Origin of the sequence: Faecalibacterium sp. Marseille-P9590 (genome assembly GCF_017377665.1) — a bacterium.
In the GTDB taxonomy this organism is placed as follows: domain Bacteria; phylum Bacillota; class Clostridia; order Oscillospirales; family Ruminococcaceae; genus Faecalibacterium.
In genome coordinates this window covers 157,245-176,882 of the sequence record NZ_JAFREF010000004.1, presented here as the reverse complement: position 1 = coordinate 176,882, position 19,638 = coordinate 157,245, and the positions used below count along the sequence as shown (strand labels likewise).

17 protein-coding genes are annotated in these 19,638 nt (G+C 60.1%); 9 read left to right on the top strand and 8 right to left on the bottom strand.

What is annotated here, in order from left to right:
* Window positions 1-93 precede the first annotated feature (93 nt).
* The 3 genes from eno (at window position 94) to J3349_RS07025 (ending at window position 4,306) form a co-directional block, all read left to right on the top strand.
* A complete protein-coding gene (gene eno, locus J3349_RS07035) occupies window positions 94-1,392 on the top strand; it encodes a phosphopyruvate hydratase (RefSeq protein ID WP_207676899.1) in 1,299 nt (432 codons plus the stop codon).
* 220 nt (window positions 1,393-1,612) lie between these two features.
* Window positions 1,613-2,713: a mannonate dehydratase gene (gene uxuA, locus J3349_RS07030; RefSeq protein WP_015565411.1), complete on the top strand. Its 1,101-nt coding sequence runs from the start codon at window positions 1,613-1,615 to the stop codon at window positions 2,711-2,713.
* A 6-nt stretch (window positions 2,714-2,719) separates the two neighbouring features.
* Window positions 2,720-4,306, top strand: a complete 1,587-nt coding sequence (locus tag J3349_RS07025; RefSeq protein WP_207676898.1) for a mannitol dehydrogenase family protein — start codon at window positions 2,720-2,722, stop codon at window positions 4,304-4,306.
* A gap of 173 nt (window positions 4,307-4,479) precedes the next feature.
* Here the strand turns inward: J3349_RS07025 and ugpC are convergent, their stop codons facing one another.
* Window positions 4,480-5,595, bottom strand: a complete 1,116-nt coding sequence (gene ugpC, locus J3349_RS07020; RefSeq protein ID WP_207676897.1) for a sn-glycerol-3-phosphate ABC transporter ATP-binding protein UgpC — start codon at window positions 5,593-5,595, stop codon at window positions 4,480-4,482.
* 130 nt (window positions 5,596-5,725) lie between these two features.
* On the opposite strand from ugpC, the gene J3349_RS07015 reads away from it, so the two are divergent.
* A complete protein-coding gene (locus J3349_RS07015; RefSeq protein WP_242699559.1) occupies window positions 5,726-6,571 on the top strand; it encodes an AraC family transcriptional regulator in 846 nt (281 codons plus the stop codon).
* On the opposite strand, the gene J3349_RS07010 is transcribed toward J3349_RS07015, so the two are convergent.
* Entirely contained in the window at window positions 6,568-7,857 is a 1,290-nt protein-coding gene (locus J3349_RS07010; protein ID WP_207676896.1) for an MATE family efflux transporter, read from the bottom strand. The genes J3349_RS07015 and J3349_RS07010 overlap by 4 nt on opposite strands.
* A 171-nt stretch (window positions 7,858-8,028) precedes the next feature.
* Between J3349_RS07010 and J3349_RS07005 the strand changes: the two genes are divergently transcribed.
* Window positions 8,029-8,859, top strand: a complete 831-nt coding sequence (locus tag J3349_RS07005) for a PfkB family carbohydrate kinase (protein WP_207676895.1) — start codon at window positions 8,029-8,031, stop codon at window positions 8,857-8,859.
* A 71-nt stretch (window positions 8,860-8,930) separates the two neighbouring features.
* Here J3349_RS07005 and J3349_RS07000 read toward each other — a convergent pair whose 3' ends face one another.
* The 6 genes from J3349_RS07000 to J3349_RS06975 form a co-directional block, all read right to left on the bottom strand.
* Entirely contained in the window at window positions 8,931-10,271 is a 1,341-nt protein-coding gene (locus tag J3349_RS07000; RefSeq protein WP_158396201.1) for a TRAP transporter large permease, read from the bottom strand.
* A gap of 1 nt (window position 10,272) precedes the next feature.
* Window positions 10,273-10,794: a TRAP transporter small permease gene (locus J3349_RS06995; RefSeq protein ID WP_158396199.1), complete on the bottom strand. Its 522-nt coding sequence runs from the start codon at window positions 10,792-10,794 to the stop codon at window positions 10,273-10,275.
* 101 nt (window positions 10,795-10,895) lie between these two features.
* Window positions 10,896-11,984 (bottom strand): TRAP transporter substrate-binding protein, encoded by a 1,089-nt coding sequence (locus tag J3349_RS06990; protein ID WP_158396198.1) that lies wholly within the window; start codon window positions 11,982-11,984, stop codon window positions 10,896-10,898.
* A gap of 243 nt (window positions 11,985-12,227) precedes the next feature.
* Window positions 12,228-13,238: a TRAP transporter substrate-binding protein gene (locus tag J3349_RS06985; protein WP_347564985.1), complete on the bottom strand. Its 1,011-nt coding sequence runs from the start codon at window positions 13,236-13,238 to the stop codon at window positions 12,228-12,230.
* A complete protein-coding gene (locus tag J3349_RS06980; protein WP_207676894.1) occupies window positions 13,235-14,065 on the bottom strand; it encodes a response regulator in 831 nt (276 codons plus the stop codon). The genes J3349_RS06985 and J3349_RS06980 overlap by 4 nt, the downstream gene beginning before the upstream one ends.
* On the bottom strand, window positions 14,040-15,569 hold the full coding sequence (locus J3349_RS06975) for a histidine kinase (protein ID WP_347564984.1): 1,530 nt from the start codon (window positions 15,567-15,569) through the stop codon (window positions 14,040-14,042). The genes J3349_RS06980 and J3349_RS06975 overlap by 26 nt, the downstream gene beginning before the upstream one ends.
* Window positions 15,570-15,760: 191 nt before the next feature.
* Between J3349_RS06975 and J3349_RS06970 the strand changes: the two genes are divergently transcribed.
* The 4 genes from J3349_RS06970 to J3349_RS06955 all read left to right on the top strand — a co-directional run bounded on the left by J3349_RS06970 (window position 15,761) and on the right by J3349_RS06955 (window position 19,374).
* Window positions 15,761-16,288 (top strand): YcxB family protein, encoded by a 528-nt coding sequence (locus J3349_RS06970; RefSeq protein WP_158396194.1) that lies wholly within the window; start codon window positions 15,761-15,763, stop codon window positions 16,286-16,288.
* Window positions 16,289-16,780: 492 nt separating this feature from the next.
* Window positions 16,781-18,145, top strand: a complete 1,365-nt coding sequence (locus J3349_RS06965) for an MATE family efflux transporter (protein WP_207676893.1) — start codon at window positions 16,781-16,783, stop codon at window positions 18,143-18,145.
* Between the two features lie 100 nt (window positions 18,146-18,245).
* Window positions 18,246-18,836: a chromate transporter gene (locus J3349_RS06960; RefSeq protein ID WP_158396190.1), complete on the top strand. Its 591-nt coding sequence runs from the start codon at window positions 18,246-18,248 to the stop codon at window positions 18,834-18,836.
* Entirely contained in the window at window positions 18,823-19,374 is a 552-nt protein-coding gene (locus J3349_RS06955) for a chromate transporter (RefSeq protein ID WP_207676892.1), read from the top strand. The genes J3349_RS06960 and J3349_RS06955 overlap by 14 nt, the downstream gene beginning before the upstream one ends.
* Window positions 19,375-19,638 lie beyond the last annotated feature (264 nt).

The window sequence follows — 19,638 nt, the reverse complement described above, 5'->3', positions numbered from 1 at the left end:
GCCGAATCATGGTAGGATAATGTCGGTTAGTTAGCATATACTATCCAAATGAGAACAGCGCATCCATTCCTATTATATATGGAGGTACAAATCATGAACTATCTTGAGATCGTAGACGTTCAGGGCCGTGAGATCTTGGACTCCCGCGGCAATCCCACTGTTGAGGCTGAGATCACCCTCGCCGACGGCACCGTGGCCCGGGGCTGCGCACCGTCCGGCGCATCCACCGGCGAGTTCGAAGCCCTGGAGCTGCGCGACGGTGACAAGGGCCGCTATCTGGGCAAGGGCGTCACCAAGGCTGTGGAGAGCATCAACACCGTCATCGCTGATGCCGTCATCGGCATGGATGCTTCCGACATCTACGCCATCGACAAGGCTATGATCGACGCCGACGGCACCAAGGACAAGTCCAAGCTGGGCGCAAACGCCATTCTGGCCGTTTCCATCGCTGCCTGCCGCGCTGCTGCCACTTCGCTAGACATGCCCCTCTACCGCTTCCTCGGCGGCGTGAACGGCAACCGCCTGCCCGTCCCCATGATGAACATCCTGAACGGTGGCGCACACGCCACCAACACCGTGGACACCCAGGAGTTCATGATCATGCCCGTGGGCGCACCTTCCTTTAAGGAGGGCCTGCGCTGGTGCGCTGAGGTCTTCCACGCTCTGGCTTCCATCCTGAAGGCAAAGGGTCTGGCTACCTCCGTGGGCGACGAGGGCGGCTTCGCTCCCAACCTGTCCAGCGACGAGGAGACCATTGAGACCATTCTGGCCGCCATCGAGAAGGCCGGTTATCTTCCCGGCAAGGACTTCATGCTGGCCATGGACGCTGCCTCTTCCGAGTGGAAGAGCCCCAAGGGCAAGGGCTTCTACAAGCTGCCTAAGGCCGGCACCGAGTTCACCTCCAGTGAGCTCATCGCACACTGGAAGAAGCTGGTGGAGAAGTACCCCATCATCTCCATCGAGGACGGTCTGGACGAAGAGGACTGGGAAGGCTGGCAGGAGATGACCCGCGAGCTGGGCGGCAAGGTCCAGCTGGTGGGCGACGACCTGTTCGTCACCAACACCGAGCGTCTGGCCAAGGGCATCCAGCTGGGTGCCGGCAACGCCATCCTCATCAAGCTGAACCAGATCGGCTCCGTATCTGAGACTCTGGAAGCCATCAAGATGGCTCACAAGGCCGGCTATACCGCCATCAGCTCTCACCGCTCCGGCGAGACTGAGGACACCACCATCGCCGACCTGGCCGTGGCCCTGAACACCTGCCAGATCAAGACCGGCGCCCCCAGCCGCACCGAGCGTGTGGCAAAGTACAACCAGCTGCTGCGCATCGAGGAGCAGCTGGGCGGCAGCGCCGTCTACCCCGGCATGGCTGCTTTCAACGTGAAGCGTTAACTCAGACTCTGCGACAGGAGCGCCAGTCCCGGCTTTGCCGGAGCTGGCGCTCTTTTTTGTCATTTCCATGTCAATTTGTCTAAAGTATACAAGAAAAAACATTAAAACTCAGCAAATCGACTATTGCTAATTCTCAACTGATATATTAGAATGTAAGTGAGAGAGCGAGGCACTCCTGCCGCGCATAAACGCAAAGCAATATTAACGGAGGACATCCACTATGCCTATGAAAATGGGTTGGCGCTGGTATGGCGAGGGCAACGACCCCGTCACCCTCAGCGACATCAAGCAGATCCCCGGCGTGACCAGCATCGTCTGGGCGCTGCACAACAAGATGCCCGGCGAGATCTGGGAGATCGACGAGATCCAGAAGGTCGCAGACCAGATCCACGCTTACGGCTTCGACATGGACGTTGTCGAGTCTGTCAACGTCCACGACGACATCAAGATCGGCCTGCCCACCCGCGATAAGTACATCGAGAACTACAAGCAGTGCATCCGCAACCTGTCCAAGTTCGGTGTCAAGGTCATCTGCTACAACTTCATGCCCATCTTCGACTGGACCCGCACCGACCTGTTCCACCCCGTCGGCGACGGCTCCACCGCACTGTTCTACGAGAAGGACAAGATCAAGGGCGACTACAAGTCCATGGCCGAGTACATCATGTCCTTCACTGAGAAGTACAACATGACCTTCCCCGGCTGGGAGCCGGAGCGCATGGCAAAGCTGGACGAGCTGTTCAAGGCCTACGCCCCTGTCACCAAGGAAAAGCTCTGGGAGAACCTGAAGTACTTCCTCGAAGCCCTGATGCCCACCTGCCGCGAGTGCGACATCAAGATGGCCATCCACATGGACGACCCCCCTTGGGACATCTTCGGCCTGCCCCGCCTGCTGGTGGATGCCGAGAGCATCGACCGCTTCCTGAGCATGGTGGACGACGAGTACAACTGCCTGACCCTCTGCTCCGGCAGCCTGAACGCCAACCCCAACAACAATGTGGCTGAGATCGTCCGCAAGCACTGCGACCGCATCGCATTCGCACACATCCGCAACATCCATCACTTCCCCAACGGCGACTTCTCCGAGGCTGCCCACCGCGACTGCTGCGGCGAGACCGGCATCATCGAGATCCTGCGCGCCTACCATGACTGCGGCTTCGAGGGCTACATCCGCCCCGACCATGGCCGTCAGCTGTGGGAGGAAGGCCCTGGCAGCTGCCGCCCCGGCTACGGCAAGTATGACCGTGCGCTGGGCATCCAGTATATGCTGGGCGTCTGGGACCTGCTGGACCGTCTGGACGAAGAGAAGAAGAAGGGCTGATATATCATGAAGCTGACTGATATTAAGAACGGCAATCTGTCCGCCGAGTGGGCAGAAAAGGGCTACGAGCTGCCCAAGTTCGACGTTGAGGCCGTCAAGGCCAAGACCCACGCAGAACCCACCTGGGTCCACTTCGGTGCCGGCAACATCTTCCGCGCATTCCCGGCTGCCATCCTGAACGACGCCCTGAACAGCGGCAAGTATGACCGCGGCGTCATCGTGGCCGAGAGCTTCGACTACGAGATCATCGACAAGGCTTATCGGCCCTACGACAACCTGAGCCTGCTGGTCTGCCTGAAGTCCACCGGCGACATCGAGAAGAAGGTCATCGCCTCCGTCACCGAGAGCCTGAAGGCTGACTACTCCTTCGGCGCTGACTGGGCACGTCTGGTCGAGATCTTCCAGGCACCCAGCCTGCAGATGATCTCCTTCACCATCACCGAGAAGGGCTACGGCGTCGCTCCTGCTGACCTCGAGCGCGGCCTGACCCCCGTTCTGGCCATGGGCAAGGTCACTGCTCTGCTGTACGAGCGCTTCAAGGCCGGCAAGCTGCCCCTGACCGTCCAGAGCATGGACAACTGCTCTCACAACGGCGATAAGGTCAAGGCCGCAGTCTTCGCCTACGCTTCCAAGTGGGTCGAGCAGGGCCTGGTCCCCGCCGAGTTCCTGGCCTACGTCAAGGACGAGACCAAGATCACCTTCCCCTGGAGCATGATCGACAAGATCACTCCCCGCCCGGATGCCAAGGTCCAGAAGATGCTGGCTGACGACGGTTTTGAGGACAACTACACCATCGTCACCGAGAAGCACACCTTCACCGCTCCCTTCGTCAACGCCGAGGAGACCCAGTACCTCTGCATCGAGGACCACTACACCAATGGCCGTCCTCCGCTGGAGCTGGGCGGTGTCCTCTACTGCGACCGCGAGACCGTCGATAAGATCGAGAAGATGAAGGTCTGCACCTGCCTCAACCCCCTGCACACCGCCATGTCCATCTACGGCTGCATGCTGGGCTACACCCTCATCTCTGCCGAGATGGCAGACGAGGATTTGCGCAGCTTCATCCAGAAGATCGGCTACATCGAGGCGATGCCCGTCGTCGTTGACCCCGGCGTTCTGAATCCCTACGAGTTCATCGGCGCTGTCATCAACCGCCGTCTGCCCAACCCCTTCATGCCCGACGCTCCTCAGCGTATCGCCACCGATACCTCCCAGAAGCTGGCGATCCGTTTCGGCGAGACCATCAAGGCTTACGAAGCGCGCGGTCTGGACAAGTCCAACCTCGTGCTGATCCCGCTGGTGCTGGCAGGCTATGCCCGCTACCTGAAGGGCATCGACGACAACGGCCAGCCCTTCGAGATCTCCACTGACCCGCTGCTGGCTGAGCTGCAGGCCATCGTGGCTCCCCTGAAGGTGGAAGCCGGCGAGCAGGACTTCTCCTGCCTGAAGGCTCTGTACAGCCGCACCGATGTCTTCGGCGTGGACCTGTACGCCGTCGGTCTGGGCGAGAAGATCGAGTCCATGGCCAAGGAGCTGTTCGCAGGCCCCGGCGCTGTCCGCGCTACCCTGCACAAGTACGTCAAGGCCCGCTGATCTAAGCGTCCCCTGACTTCATAAGCCATTTCCGCACCCATGCTGCGTTTTGCTTTGCCGCAGCATGGGTTTTTATTATGTCTTTTTTCCGGCACAGGAAAAGCCGCCGGGCCTTGCGGCCCGACGGCTTTTCTTATGATAGGAGGATCAAAAATGATCGTAGACTATCTTATTCAGTTCAGGATGGTCTGCTCGGTCTCGACGTCGAACAGGTGGACCTTGTGGGGATCGAAGGCAACGCGGACGGTGTCTCCGTTGCGGGCCTTGGAGGTGGGAGCGACGCGGGCGGTCATCTTGTTGCCCTTGTACTCCAGGTACAGGTAGATCTCAGCGCCCATCATCTCAGAGACATCGACCTTAGCATCCAGCTGGCAGTCGGTGTGCTTTGCCATGAACTCGGGCTCATCGTCGATGTCCTCGGGACGGATGCCCATCTTGACCTTCTTGCCGACGTAGGAATCCAGCTTGCTGTCAGCGGTCTTCTCCTTGGGCAGGGGGATGAGGTCGCCGCCCAGATCGACGCTGTACTGGTCGCCCTTCTTGACGATGGTGCCGTCCAGGAAGTTCATCTGGGGGCTGCCGATGAAGCCTGCGACGAACATGTTGCAGGGCATATCGTACAGGTTCTGCGGGGTATCGACCTGCTGGATGATGCCGTCCTTCATGACAACGATACGGTCGCCCATGGTCATAGCCTCGGTCTGGTCGTGGGTAACGTAGATGAAGGTGGTAGCCAGCTTCTTGTGCAGCTTGATGATCTCGGTGCGCATGGAGGTACGCAGCTTAGCGTCCAGGTTGGACAGAGGCTCGTCCAGCAGGAAGACTGCCGGGTTACGGACCATTGCACGGCCCAGAGCGACACGCTGGCGCTGACCACCGGACAGAGCCTTGGGCTTACGGTCCAGCAGGTGCTCGATCTCCAGGATCTTAGCAGCCTCGTGGACGCGGCGGTCGATCTCGTCCTTCGGGGTCTTGCGCAGTTCCAGACCGAAAGCGATGTTCTTGTAGACGGTCATGTGGGGGTACAGAGCGTAGCTCTGGAAGACCATGGCGATGTCGCGGTCCTTCGGGGGAACGTCGTTGATGAGGCGGCCGCCGATGTACATCTCGCCCTTGGAGATCTCCTCCAGACCGGCGATCATGCGCAGGGTGGTGGACTTACCACAGCCAGAGGGGCCGACGAAGATGATGAATTCCTTGTCCTGGATCTCCAGGTTGAAATCGGTGACGGAAGGAGCCGTAGCACCGGGGTAGATCTTGTAGATATGCTGGCAGCTGATAGAAGCCATAAAGCTTTTTCCTCCATTGATGTTGTTGCACTCAAAGGCTCAGCTTGACGATGAGCCGTTTCATTGCTATTATAATAGCAGATTATTTTGTGTTATAAAATAGCATTTTATTGATTTGAGGTGTCAGATATTGATTTACTCTCCCAGCACGACTGCCGCCCTCGGCATCGTGGAGGATGCCCAGCCGGAAGAGCCCCTCACCCTGCGGGGCGAAGGGCTCTGGGTCTGCCTCATTTCCAGCGGAAAATGTGTCGTCTCGCTGTCCGATCTCGAACTGATGCCGGCAGGTTCTGCCCTGTTGCTGCCACCCCAGAATGCCGCAGCGGGCCATCTCGTGCTGAGCCGGGGGCCGCTGACCCTCGCGCCGGAAAACGAGTGCCATCTGCTCTGCGTCCAGCTCACCGGGCAGGCAGCGGAACAGTTCCTCGCAGGGCTTTCCGAAATGCCCTTCCTTGCCCGGGGCGAGACCTGCCCGGCGGCGGCAGAGCTGATGGGGCGCCTTGCCGAAGAGCGGGACGCCTCGGAGCGGGTGCGCAGTCAGCTGGCCTTCGCGCTGCTGTGCGAGCTCTCAGACGCCGACAGCGCCGCCCCTGCCTTGCCCCCGCTGGTGGCCGCCGCCATCGAGGACATCCGCAGGAACTACGCCGGGCTCTACGGCGTGGAAGAGCTGAGCGAGCGGCTGGGTGTCTCCAAGAGCCACCTCGTCCGGGCCTTTACGGCAGCGCTGGGCGTCTCGCCAGGGCGGTACCTCACCAACGTCCGCATAGAAGCCGCCATGCGTCTGCTGCTCCACCGGGAGTACACGCTGGATGTCATCGCCAGTCTCTGCGGTTTCTCGGGGGCCAACTACCTCTGCCGCGTCTTCAAAAAAACGACCGGCCAATCTCCCACGCAGTGGCGGGCGATGGCCGGTCGGAGCGCACTGCCCGAGCTTTCGCCCGAGCAGCAGCGGTTGGAACAGGAATTGTTTATTTAATTTTTCCGCTTCAGCAGGAAGAGGGTCAGGCAGGCCGTGATGGCCTCAGAGGCCGGGAACGCGGCCCAGACGCCGTTCATCCCGAAGAGGGCGCTCAGCACCAGAGAGCAAGCCACGATGGCCACGATGCCGCGGGAAAGCGACGTCGCAGAAGCCTCTGCGGGGCGGTCCACCGCGCCCAGATAGCCGGCGGCCACGATATTGAAGCCCGCGAAGAAATAGCCGAGGAAGTAGATGCGCATCCCGCTGAAGGCATACTGCGCCATGAGGGCCGAGTTCTCACTGTTGAAGACCGCGACGATCGGCCCGGTGAACCCGAACAGAACTGCATACAGTGCCGCCGCCAGCGCAAGCGCTGTTCCGCTGCCCAGCAGCAGGAGCTTGCGGGTACCGGCGGCATCGTTTTTGCCGTAGCACCTGCTGACCAGCGGCTGTGCGCCCTGGGCCACACCGTTGAAGATAGCCGTCGCCACCAGCGCGTAGTTCGCCACGACGCCGTAAGCCGCCACGGCCACATTGCCCGCCAAACGCAGGAGCAGCAGGTTGAAGACGGTGGTGGTCACGCCGGAGGACATCTCTCCCACGAAGCCCGAGACGCCCAGCTGGCAGCTCTGGGCCAGCAGCTTCGGCGAGGGCAGCTGCCGCACAAGGCGGACGGTGCTGCTCTTTTTGAAGAAGTGGCGGCTGCAGATCGCAATGCTCAACACCGGCGAGACTGCCGTCGCCAACGCCGCGCCGGGCAGGCCGAGGCCCATGGGGAACATGAAGATGTAATCGAACACCACGTTGAAGAGGCTTCCGCAGAGGGTCGCCACCATGGCCAGTGAGGGATCACCATCGTTCCGGACAAAGGCTGAGACGATGTAGTTGCACATGAAGAAGGGCGTGAACAGCAGAAAGATGCGGGCGTACCCCACGCCCAGTGCAACGATCTCCGCGTCGCCGCCCATGAACCGCAGCAGCACCTCGGGGCAGAAGATGCCCGCCAGCATGAAGGGCAGGGCGAACACCAGCGCCCAAAGCAGGGCGTTGGAGAAATAGTGCTCCGACCGCTCGTCGCCCTGCGCCCGGAGGATGGCGTAGCGGGTGGCCGCACCGAGGCCCAGCATGGAGCCGATGGCGAAGATGAAGTTGTAGATGGGCAGACAAAGGTTCAGCAGAGCCACGCCGCTGGTGCCTGCCGCCTGCGAGATGAAGTAGGTATCGGCCAGGATGTAGCAGGACGTCCCCAGCAGACCGAAGATGTTCTGGCTGACGTATTTGAAATACTGTTTGGTAAGGCTCATGTTCTCCTCGTCAAATGTCACATTTTTATCATTCAAATTATAGATATACTGCCATATTGCGTCAGTTTATCACAATCCGACCGAAGCTGTCAAGCTCTCCATTTGCACAAACGCCCGGATGGGTGTATACTGTAGTTTGTTTTTGAAAACAGGCAGAAGGGAGGGTGCATCATGCCGGGCAAGACTTTATACTGTCTGGGCGAAGCGTGGCTGGAATTGAACAGCACCGCACCGCTGGCGGCGGCAAAGACGTTTTCTCCCCGCATGGGTGGAAGCGCCGCCTCGCTGGCACTGGCTTATGCCGCACAAGGCGGCAGAACCTCTCTTTTAACGCAGCTTGGCGAGGATGCTTTCGGACACCGCATCACAGACGCTTTATCTACTGCCGGTGTGGACATCAGCCGGGTCTGCTTCACCTCCCGCGCCCCCACGCCGCTGCTGTTCGACGGCGGCGGCGAGACGCTGGCCTGCCGCACCCGTTCTTCGGAGCTGCTCTATGCACCCGAACAGCTGGGCGCTGGCTGGGCCGCGGATGCTGAAATGCTGGCCTTTTCCAGCGCCTGCCTCGTGGACAGTCCCTGCCGCTACACCCATCTTGCCGCGCTGGACACCGCCCGCACCGCCGGCGTGCCGGTCTGCTTTGTCCCCTCTCTCCGCCCGGCTCTCTGGCCCAGCGAGAAGACCCTGCGGGACACGGTGATGCAGTTTCTCCCCTTCGCGGACATCCTCCTCCTCACCGCCGACGAGATGGAGCTTCTGCTGGACACCCGGGAGTATCAGGTCGGACTGTTTGCCCTGCTGCGGGGGCATACCCAGCTGGTGGTGCTTGAGACAGAAGAGGGCGTCCACGCCTTTACCCGGGCAGTACACGCATTCCTGCCCGAGTTTTCCGCCCCGCCCGAAGAGCTGGCCGCACGGCTGCTGTATCAAATCTCTCAGCAGGAGCTGACCCTGAAAAAGCTCATGAAATGCAGTGCTCCGGCACTTCAGACACTTCTATAACGCCGGAAAGCCCCCGCCTTTGCAGGCGGGGGCTTTCCGTTTATTCTGTCATCCGGAGGAGAATGAGCTGATCAGTGAATGAACACCGGGCCAAGCGGGTTGGTGATGGGGCTGACGTAGCCGCCCAGCAGCTTCGGAATAGCGAGGCTGATGTCAGGCACGAAGGTCAGCAGCAGCAGAGCGATGAACATGCACAGATAGAACGGGAGAGTAGCCTTGACGACCTTCTCCATGGGGCGCTTCGCAACGGCAGAGCCGATGAACAGAACCGCGCCGACAGGGGGAGTCAGCAGGCCGATACCGCAGTTCAGGACCATGATGATACCGAACTGGATGGGGTCGATGCCGATGGAGGTTGCGATGGGCAGCAGGATGGGGGTAGCGATCAGGATGATGGGAGCCATATCCATGATCATGCCCAGCACCAGGATGATGAGGTCGATGAGCAGTGCGATGATGTAGGGGTTGCTGGTGACGCTGGTGATGGCGTTTGCAGCCAGATCAGGCACGTGCAGCATGGTCAGGCAGTTGCCGAACACAGCAGAGGTGGCGATCAGGATGAGGACGATGGACAGAGTGTTGACGCACTCATCCAGAGCGTGCCAGACGCCCTTCCAGTCAAGGCCCTTGTAGACGAAGACGGAGACCAGCAGAGAGTAGATAACTGCGATAGCAGCGGACTCGGTAGCGGTGAACACACCGCCGACAACGCCGAACACGACGATGACGACTGCGGCCAGAGCCCAGATGGAGGTACCCAGCTGCTTGATGAAGCCCTTGATGGTGAAGGGAGAGCCCTTGGGGTAATTCTCCTTGACAGAGATGATGTAGGAGCCGATCATCAGGACGATGGCCAGCAGAGCGCCGGGCAGGTAGCCAGCCAAGAACAGGCTGCCCACGGAGATGCCGCCGGCGGTGGTGGCGTAGATGACCATGTTATGGCTCGGAGGAACCAGCAGGCCCTCGCAGGAGGAGGTGATGGTGACAGCGGTGGAGAAGTCGGCGTCGTAGCCCTGATCGACCATCATGGGGATCATGATGGAGCCGATGGAAGCGGTATCTGCAGAAGCAGAACCGGAAATGCCGCCGAAGAAGTAGGAAGCAACGATGTTGACCATTGCCATGCCGCCGCGCATCCAGCCGACGCAGGCATCAGCCAGAGCGATCAGCTTTTCGGAAATGCCGCCGCTGCCCATGAGGACGCCCATGGTGATGAAGAACGGGACGGCCATCAGGCTGAAAGACGAGATGCCCTTGACCATCAGGCGGCAGACATCGGTCAGTGCCTGACCCTGCACCATCATGCACAGCACGCTGGACAGACCAACGGCGTATGCGATGGGGAAGCGCAGGAAAATCATGACGAAGAAGCTGACAAGAAGGACAACGATTGCCAGTGTCTGGACTGTCATATTAGTTCTCCTCCTTTACAAAAATGCTCTTGATGTGGTTGTACAGTGCCTCGATCTCGAAGATGATCATGGCGACACCGGCCAGAGGCACGGGGAAGTACATCCAGAAACGGCTCAGCCAGGGCATCGAGACATAGAAGCCGCGGCCGCCCAGGGTGGTGGCGTAGTTCCAGCCCACAACCAGCATGATGAGGCCGAGGATGCAGACCGCCAGATCGGCGAGGATGTCCAGCACCTTGACGGCGATCTTGGGCAGATAGACGTCAAATGCGGTCATGCGGATGTGTGCGCCGCGGCGGATGGCCAGAGCAGCACTCAGCACGGCCATGTAGCTCATGCAGGTCAGAACGACTTCTTCAGACCATGCGGGGTCCGGGATGAACGGGACGTAACGACCAATGACCGACATGGTGGTGATGAGAATATCCACGATCAGCAGAATCTTGCAGATAAACAGGACCACTTTGTAGGTGACGTCGTACGCCGGCTTGATCTTATCCAGAGTGGTAAAGATTTTCGGCATAGGATCTCCTCCATACTCTTATAAAAAGCCCGGCGGGTCTGCGGGCGTATCCCGTAGTCCCCCGCCGGGCTATGTACTACTTCAGGATAAAGGCGCTTTTATCAGGCCTTCATATCCAGCAGCTGCTGATACAGCTCAGCCTGATCAGAGGTGTTCTCGCTGATGACCTTAGCGCAAGCCTCCTGCCAGGGAGTCTTATCGGGGACATCGACGACGTTGCAGCCGGAAGACTTCAGCTCGTCGAGGACCTTGTTCTCAGCGGTCTCGGACAGGTCAGCGTTGAAGGCCTGCGTATCCGCAGCAGCCTCCATGACGGCAGCCTGCTGGTTCTCGGTCAGCTTGTTCCAGGCGTTGTCGGTGATGACAGCCTGCACAGCGCCCAAAGTATGGCCGTCGAGGATCAGGTTGTTAGCGACCTCGGGGAAGGCGTTGGACTTGTAGTTTGCGATGGGCTGCTCAGCGCCATCGACAACGCCGGTCTGCAGTGCGCTGTACAGCTCGCCGAAGGAAACGACGGTGGGGTTAGCGCCCAGGCCCTCGACCATGCCGTTCATGACGGGGTCGTTGGACACACGCAGCTTCAGGCCCTTGAAATCAGCGATGCCGGAAACGGGCTTGACAGTGAAGAAGTGACGGAAGCCCTCTTCGCCGTAGAAGATACCACGAACGGGCAGGCCCAGCTCCTGGGGCTCGTTCAGGAACTCAGGTGCCAGCTCGCTGTTGGCGAAGTTCCAGAAGTGTGCGCGGTTCTCGAAGGTGAAGGGGATGGACAGCAGCTTGGACTTGTTGCAGCCGTAGCTGGTCAGTGCGAAAGCGGAGATACGGCTGATGTCGATGGAGGTGGAGCCGCCGAGGATAGCGTCCAGAACGTCGTTCTCAGAGCCCAGAACGCCGGAAGCCTGCACATCGACGACGACGGAGCCGCCGGTCAGCTCCTCGACCTTCTCCTTGAAGTGAGAACCGGTCTGGCCGACGATGGTATCCAGCGGGTTGACCTCGGCGTAGACCAGAGTCACCTTCGGATCGGAAGCAGCAGCTGCGGCATCACCGGCGGGAGCGGTGGAAGCTGCAGCAGAGGTAGCGGTAGAAGCAGCAGTGCTGTTGCTGGAGCCACCACAGGCGGTCAGTGCCAGAGCAGCGGCGGAAACACCGGCTGCTGCCAGAAAGCTGCGACGAGAAATCTTCTTCATGATAAAATCCTCCTTAGATTTTCCTCATTCAGGGCGGTGCGCTCTGCACGGGTCGCACACCGTCCGTTCATTTACTGTACACACTTTAGCAAAAATTTTTAGTCAGAACAAGAGCTTATGAAAAATGTCCTGTTTTTCAAAAAAATGTGAGAAACACTTTTGTGCATTCCTTACAAACCACGGTGCAGTTTATTCAGCACACTGCCCAACGAGATGAATACAATGTAATATCTCTGGTACTTTTCAGGCTTCGCGAATGCGCTGGATGAGGCGGCTCTGCTCCTCAAAAGCCGCGTACATAGGCTCGACTGCCGCCCGGAAGCGGGCTTTCTCGACAGCGGAGAGGGTCGTCACCTCCACGCCCCATTCCCGCATATGCTTCTCGGCGCTGGCCTCCCGCTCCGCCCAGAGGCGGCGTTCGGCCAGAGCGCTCTCCTTTCCGCAGGTGCGGATGATGTCCGGGAAGCGCTCGTCCAGCTCTGCCAGCTTTTCCATCGCAGCCTCGCTGGCCAGCTGCAGCTCCGGCACGCGGGCATGCTCATCCTTTAAGAAATAGGGGGCCACCTCGTAGTGGCCCATGGCCTCATAGCTGGGCCAGTTGTTTTCCGCGCCGTCTATCTCGGCGTTGTGCAGGGCTGCATAGACCCGGCTGTAGACCACCTGCGCGGGCTTTGCGCCGAGGTCCAGTATCATCTCGCTCATCATGTCCGACTCCTGCACCCGGAGCGTCAGCCCCGCGAGGTCCGCCAGCGTCTCCACCTTTTCGCGGGTGTAGAAGCTGCGGACACCGGCGTCGAACCACGACAGGCCCACGAGGTCCATCGCGCCGAGGCCGGAGAGGAATTCATCGCCGATCTCACCGTCCAGCACCCGCCACATCTGGGGCGCGTCGGTATAGAGAAAAGGCAGCTGCAATACGCTCAGGGCCGGCTGATACTCGGCCAGCTGACTCAGGGAGACGCGGGCAAAGTCGATGCCGCCGTACTGCATCTGCTCGATGACGCTCTGTTCGGCCCCCAGCTCCCCGCCGCTGTAGACCACGACTTTGACCCTCCCCTCCGTCCGCTCGGCCACGAGGTCGGCGAAGGCCAGAGCGGCCTGAGTGGTGGGATAGTCCCCGGGCTGGTTCTCGGCGTAGCGCAGGATGAGCTCCGGGCCGGTGTACTCTTCCGTCTTGCTGCAGCCCACAGCGCCCAGCGCCGTACAGGCGGCCAGCGCCAGCACACTGCGGCGGGAAATCATCCGCCCGCTCACAGCCCGGCCTCCGGGTCGGCCTTTGCCTTCTGGCCGGCCTGACGGCGGTACTGGGTGGGAGTCATGCCGGTGCGTTTCTTGAACGCCCGGGCGAAGTAGCTGGCGTCCTCGTAGCCCACCATCGACGCCACCTCTGCCGAGGAGCGGAAGGGGTCGGCCAGCAATTCCTTTGCCGCGTTGATGCGCAGCTCGGTGAGGCAGTCGAGGAAGTTCATCTTCTGGTATTTCTTGAACTGCGCCGACAGATAGGCCGGGCTGATGTGCAGGATCTCGCCCACGCTGTCCAGCGACAGATCGAACATATAATTATCCTCGAGGTAGCGGCGGACATGGGCCATAACAAGGGCCGTCTGGCTGTTCTCACCCTCCTCGGGGGCGTCTTCCGCCTCTTCTTCGGTCTCCGTCTGCTCCTGCTGGGGCTGGGCGGCGGCCAGCTCTTCCAGCTTCCGCTCCGTCTCGATCTGCCGCATAGCCCGACGCACCGAGGCTTCCAGCTCGTCGGGGTCCACCGGCTTGAGCAGATAGTCGCAGGCCCCCAGATGCACCGCCTCATGGGCATACTGGAACAGGCTGTAGGCCGTGACGAAGATGACCCGGCAGGAAGGCCGCTGGGCCAGCACGGCGCGGGCAGCGTCGAGACCACTCATGCCCGGCATCTCAATATCCATCAGGATGAGGTCCGCGCCCCACAGCACCGCCGTGTCGGCAGCTTTGCGGCCATTTTCCGCCACCTCCAGGACCACTTCCCGCTCAAAACGGCGCTGGACCAGCTCTGCAAGCGCCTCCCGCTCCAGCTTTTCGTCATCCGCGATCAACAAGCGTATCATCGTCCAAATCCTCCTCCAAAAGTTCTACAAGGGGCAGGTACATACTGATGGCCGTCCCCCGGCCCGGGTGAGAGCGGATGACCAGCCGCCCCCGTTTATCCAGAAGCCGCAGCCGTGCGGCCACGTTATAGACGCCGATATGCTCCCAGCGCTCCCCGGGCTGGGCCAGCGCGGCTTTCAGCTGGGCCAGCTGTTCGGGCTGGATGCCCACGCCGTTGTCGCAGACGCTGATATAGAGCAGCCCCTTATCCCGCAGCGGGTTGATGCGGATGCGCACCACGCCGCCCTCTTCCTTGGGCGAGATGCCGTGCTTGAAGGCATTCTCCACAATGGGCTGCAAGATGAAGGACGGCACCATCGTCTCCGTCAAATCGAGGGAGTCGGAGATACGCCACACCATCTTCACCCGGTCGCCGAAGCGGACGTGATAAATGGAGTAATACTCGTCCACGATGCGCACTTCCCGGGCCAGCGGCACCTGCTCGTCGTTGCTCATCAGGCTGTAGCGCAGCAGGTGCGACAGAGCCGTGATGAGGGCCTGAGTGCGGTAGGCTTTTTCCTGTCCGGCAGTCTGTAAAATGACGTTCAGGGTGTTGAAAAGGAAATGGGGGTCGATCTGGCTGCGCAGCTGCTGCAAACGGCTGCGCTCCATCCGGTTCTGTAATTCCAGAGCTTCCGTCTTCTGGCGGTGGAGTTCCCGCTCCATCTCGTTTTTCTCCCGCAGGGTGGTCACCTGCTCCGCCATCGAATGCTTCATGTGGTTGAAGGCTTCGGTCAGCTGGGCCATTTCCGGCTGACGGGGCGCAGGCAGGTCGGGCGAGTCGAACTCGCCCCGGGTGACCTCCCGGGAGGCGCCGATCATCTGCTGCACCGGGGTCAGCAACGTCAGCACCGAGAAGGCCATGACGCAGCCCAGCGCAAGGCAGAGCGCCACCACGACGGTCTGCACCCATTTCACCCGGTCGCTGAGGGCCGACACGGTGGTGTAAGTCCCCTGAGCGTCGGTGATGGCCGTGTTCAGCAGCTGCTGGGTGTACTGGCGCAGATAGCCGCCGCAGGGTACGATTTTATTATAGTAGAGCTGGGCGGCTTTCGTGTCCTGACCGGCGGCCACCGCTTCTTCCAGCTGGTCCACCAGTGCGGTGTAGCTGTCGTAGGTAGTGGAAACGGCATTGTAGAGCAGATACTGCTCCTCACTCACAGTGCCAAGGTCGCTCTCGATGCGCCAGAGCCATGCGTTGGTGACGGAAAAGGCGCTGTGGAGCTCCTCTGTCAGCGCTTTGGCATCGCCGTACTCCCAGCGGTAATCTTCCATGGCCGAAAGGCTCCGCTCCACGCCGTTCTGGAAGCGGCTGATGGCGTTGAAGTTGCCCATCTGGTCGTCCAGTTCCCGCAGCACGGTGCCGGACTGGTAAAAGCTCAAGAATATCTGCCCCGCCAGCGCCAGAAAAAACGCTGCCAGGCAAAGACTGATCTGCCCTTTCAGGGTCATCCTGCGCCCCACGCACCCATCCTCCTTCTCTGTGATATTCTGCCGCGCATCTTCCGCCTTATCCGGCCTGTCTGCCGTCAGAGCGAAAGCTCCATAAACTTTCTTTTTCGTCCTATTTTAGCACATTTTAGGGCATCTGCGCAATATCATCCTTGATTGTTGGAAAATAATATGGTACTATGACCAAAAAGGAGGGTATTTTTATGTCTCAGCCGATCTCCGTTTCCGTCCAGATGGATGCTGCATCCTTCCACGATTTTGCCGCCTTTGACCTGCTGCGCCACCGCAAGGCGTGGCACCGGCCTCTGGTGTTCACGGCCATTTTGCTGGTGTCTGCCGGCTTCTGCCTGTCGCAGGTGGGCCAGAAAGACGGCGCAGCCCTGCTCACGGTGGTGCTGGCCGTGGTGGCGCTGGGCGTGCCGGCCGTCTACTTCTGGACATTCTTCCACTCCCTGAGCCTCCAAATCAAAAAGATGGGCCTGCCCCGCCCCTTCTACCGGCTGCTGCTGGACGACGAAGGACTGTCGGTCTGGATGGCCGGCGAGCAGGACAAGCCTGAGGCGAGCCGCAAGTATGCGTGGCACGATATGCATCTGGCCTACCGCACCCCCAACGCCATTTACCTCTATGTCCAGCAGAATCAGGCCTATCTGCTGAACGACAGCCTCGACGCCGCATGGAGCCTGCTGCAAGCCTCCCTCCCGGCAGAGCGCCTGCATGATATGCGATAAGAACGTCAAAAGCCCATCGCGCAGCTGTGCGATGGGCTTTTTTGCGTCAGCAAACAAAAACAGACAGCGCCGTGGAAAGGAGGAGAAAGCGGCGCTGCCTGTGTATGAGAACTCCTAAACATTTGCGGCTGCTAGGAGGTTGTTGGTAGTCTGTCCGCCGCCGTGGCTATTGCCTCGCATAGGTGGGGGACAGTATTTTTTAGGGGCGCGGCACCCGCTGCGGGGCTGCGCATGAATCCTGCCTGCATGGCATTTATGGAAAGTCAAAAGCCGGAGATGGGGGATCTCGTTCTTGTCTTCCCGACTGCACCTTTATTGTACCGGATAAAAATGGAGTTTCTTTGAGTTAGTTTTGAACAATCTGCAAACAAGATGTGGAAAGTCGGAGGACTTTCTTTTCCGTTCTGCTTGACATTCGGCACAGAACGATGTATTGTTAAGTTTATTGTGAAATACCTATGAAATTCCTGCATTTTTGAGGGAGGAGACACTATGGCCGCAACGGCACAGCCGCAGCAGGAAAAGACCCTGCTCATGACCGAGGGCAGCATCTGGAAAAGCATCCTGCTCTTCTCGGTGCCGCTCATCCTGGGCAACCTGCTCCAGCAGCTTTACAACACCGCCGACTCCATCATCGTCGGCAACTTTCTGGGCAGCAACGCTCTGGCCGCTGTGGGTTCCAGCGGCTCACCCATCTACCTGCTCATCGGTTTCAGTCAGGGCGTGGCCGTCGGCGCCGGCGTCGTCGTGAGCCAGTACCTCGGCGCAAAAGATAAAAAGGAAACGCGCATCGCCGTCCACACCTCGCTGGCCATCGCGGTCATCCTCGGCCTCATCCTGACGGTGGGCGGCATCGCCGTCAGCCGCAGTCTGCTGGTCTGGATGAACACCCCCGAAGAAGTCCTCGGCGACGCCGTGACTTACATGAAGCTCTACTTCGGCGGTGTGCTGTTCAGCGTCGTCTACAACATGGCAGCCGGCATCCTCAACGCGGCGGGCAACTCCCGCCGCTCGGTCATCTACCTCGCCTGCGCTTCCATCACCAACATCATCCTCGACCTCGTGCTCATCGCCGGGCTGAAGATGGGTGTGGCGGGTGCGGCCATCGCCACCGACATCAGCCAGCTCGTCTCCTGTGTGCTGAGCCTCCGCTTTCTGATGAAGGTGGACGCCGACTACAAGGTGGAGCTTTCCGCCATCCGGCCCGATCAGCGGATGACCTCCCGCATCATCCGCATCGGCCTTCCCACCGGCATCCAGAACATGGTCATCTCTTTCTCGAACGTGCTGGTGCAGTCCAGCGTCAACAGCTACGGTGCCGCCGCCATGGCAGGCTTTGCGGCCTATATGAAAATCGACGGCTTCAACATCCTGCCCGTCACCAGTTTCAGCATGGCGGCGACGACCTTCGTGGGCCAGAACTATGGCGCAGGCAACCTCAAACGAGTGAAGAATGGCATGTGGGTCACGCTGGGCATGGGCGTGCTCTACACCCTCTGCACCGGTGCTCTGCTGCTGGCGTTCCAGAATCCCATCATGCACCTGTTCACCTCCGACGAGACGGTGGTGGCCTTCGGGTGCAGCGCCATGCACTACTTCTGCCCCTTCTACTTCCTGCTGGCCATCCTCCACGGCATGGCGGGCGCAGTGCGCGGCACTGGCCGCAGCGTACCGCCGATGGTGGTGCTGCTCATCTCGCTCTGCCTCTTCCGTGTGGTGTGGATCCAGTTCGTCCTCCCCTTCTTTGCGGGCATCGAGGGCGTGTTCGTCCTCTACCCGGTGTCGTGGGCGCTGGGTGCCGTGCTGATGGCCCTCTACGCATGGAAAGGCAGCTGGATGACTTACGAGCATTCCTGACAGGAACCGGGAACCATTCCATTTTTCCATTCGCCTTTTGGGGACGTCTGTGGTATCTTATAGGTAAAAGAACCGCAAACCCGGTATCTCAGGAGGATTCATGCAGACAACAAAACCCGAAACCGCACAGCAGCGCCCCACCGGCGCACGAATGGCCCTGCTGATGCTTCTTTACTTTATCAAGATCGGCGCGTTCACCTTTGGCAGCGGATGGAGCATCATTGCCCAGATGGAGCGGGAGTTCGTGGACGAGCGCGGCTGGATGACCAAGAGCGATCTTCTGGAGCTCATCGCCGTGGGCAAGAGCCTGCCCGGCATCATGGTGGCGAACATCACTCTGCTCTTCGGCTATCAGATGGCCGGGGTGCTGGGCGGCATCTGCGCGGCCATCGGCCTGTGCATCCCCGCCGTCGTCACCCTTACCATCGTGACGGCCATCTACGACGCCATTAAAGATAACTACTGGGTCTGGTCGGCCCTCAAGGGCGTCCAGTGCGCCGTGGCCCCCATCATCGGCGGCGCGGCCATCTCTCTCGGCAAAGATGCTCTGACCAGCGCGATGCCCATCATCATCTGTGCCGTCGCCTTTGTGCTCTGTTACTTTACGTCCATCAGCAATCTGACGCTGGTGGTGGCCGGTGTGGTCATCGCGCTGGTCTGGATGGGGGTGAGCGAACATGGCCATGTTTGAGACCCTCGTTCAGCTCTTCGCCGCGTTTGCGAAGATCGGCTTCACCAGCTTCGGCGGCACCTCCATGATCCCCCTCATCATGGATGAAATGTCCTCCCATGGCTGGATGACGGACGCCGATTTGACGAACCTCATCGCCATCGCCGAGATGACACCCGGCTCTCTGGGCGTCAATGCCGCCACCTTTGCAGGCACCAAGACCGCCGGGATGCCGGGCGGCGTCTTCGCGGTCCTGGGCGTCCTCAGCCCCACCCTGACGCTGACGCTTCTGGCGGCGGCGTTCTTCCAGAAGTTCCGCACCAGCAAGGTCATGAGCTACATCATGAAAATCGTCAAGCCTGTCTGCATCGGCATGGTGCTGGGTGTTCTGGTGGGCCTCTGCCGCCAGACCTGCATCACCGAGGCAGGAGGCATCAGCCTGCCGGGCATCGCCATCGGCATCCTCTGCTTTGTGCTGCTCCAGAAATTCAAGCTCAGTGTGCCGAAGGTCATCGGCATCGCGGCGGTGCTGGGGCTGGTGTGCTTCGGGGTGTTTTAACCTCTCAGTCTCGCTCCGCTCGACAGGGCCGGGTTGCGGCACCCAGCATCCGCTGCGCTTTGCTTGCGTCTTGCTGGCCGCTGCCCCAACATCTCCTCCCTGTTTCCGCCACTGGCGGCGGTCGTCGCCGTTGCCCCTAGTAGGGGAGCCTCTGGCGTGTCGGTCAAATCCATTCTATCGCAAGTCAAGAAAATAACGCAATATGATAACAGCATATTTGCGATATGCAATTCAACGCTGTTGCTGTTGCATTAAAAAGTTGAA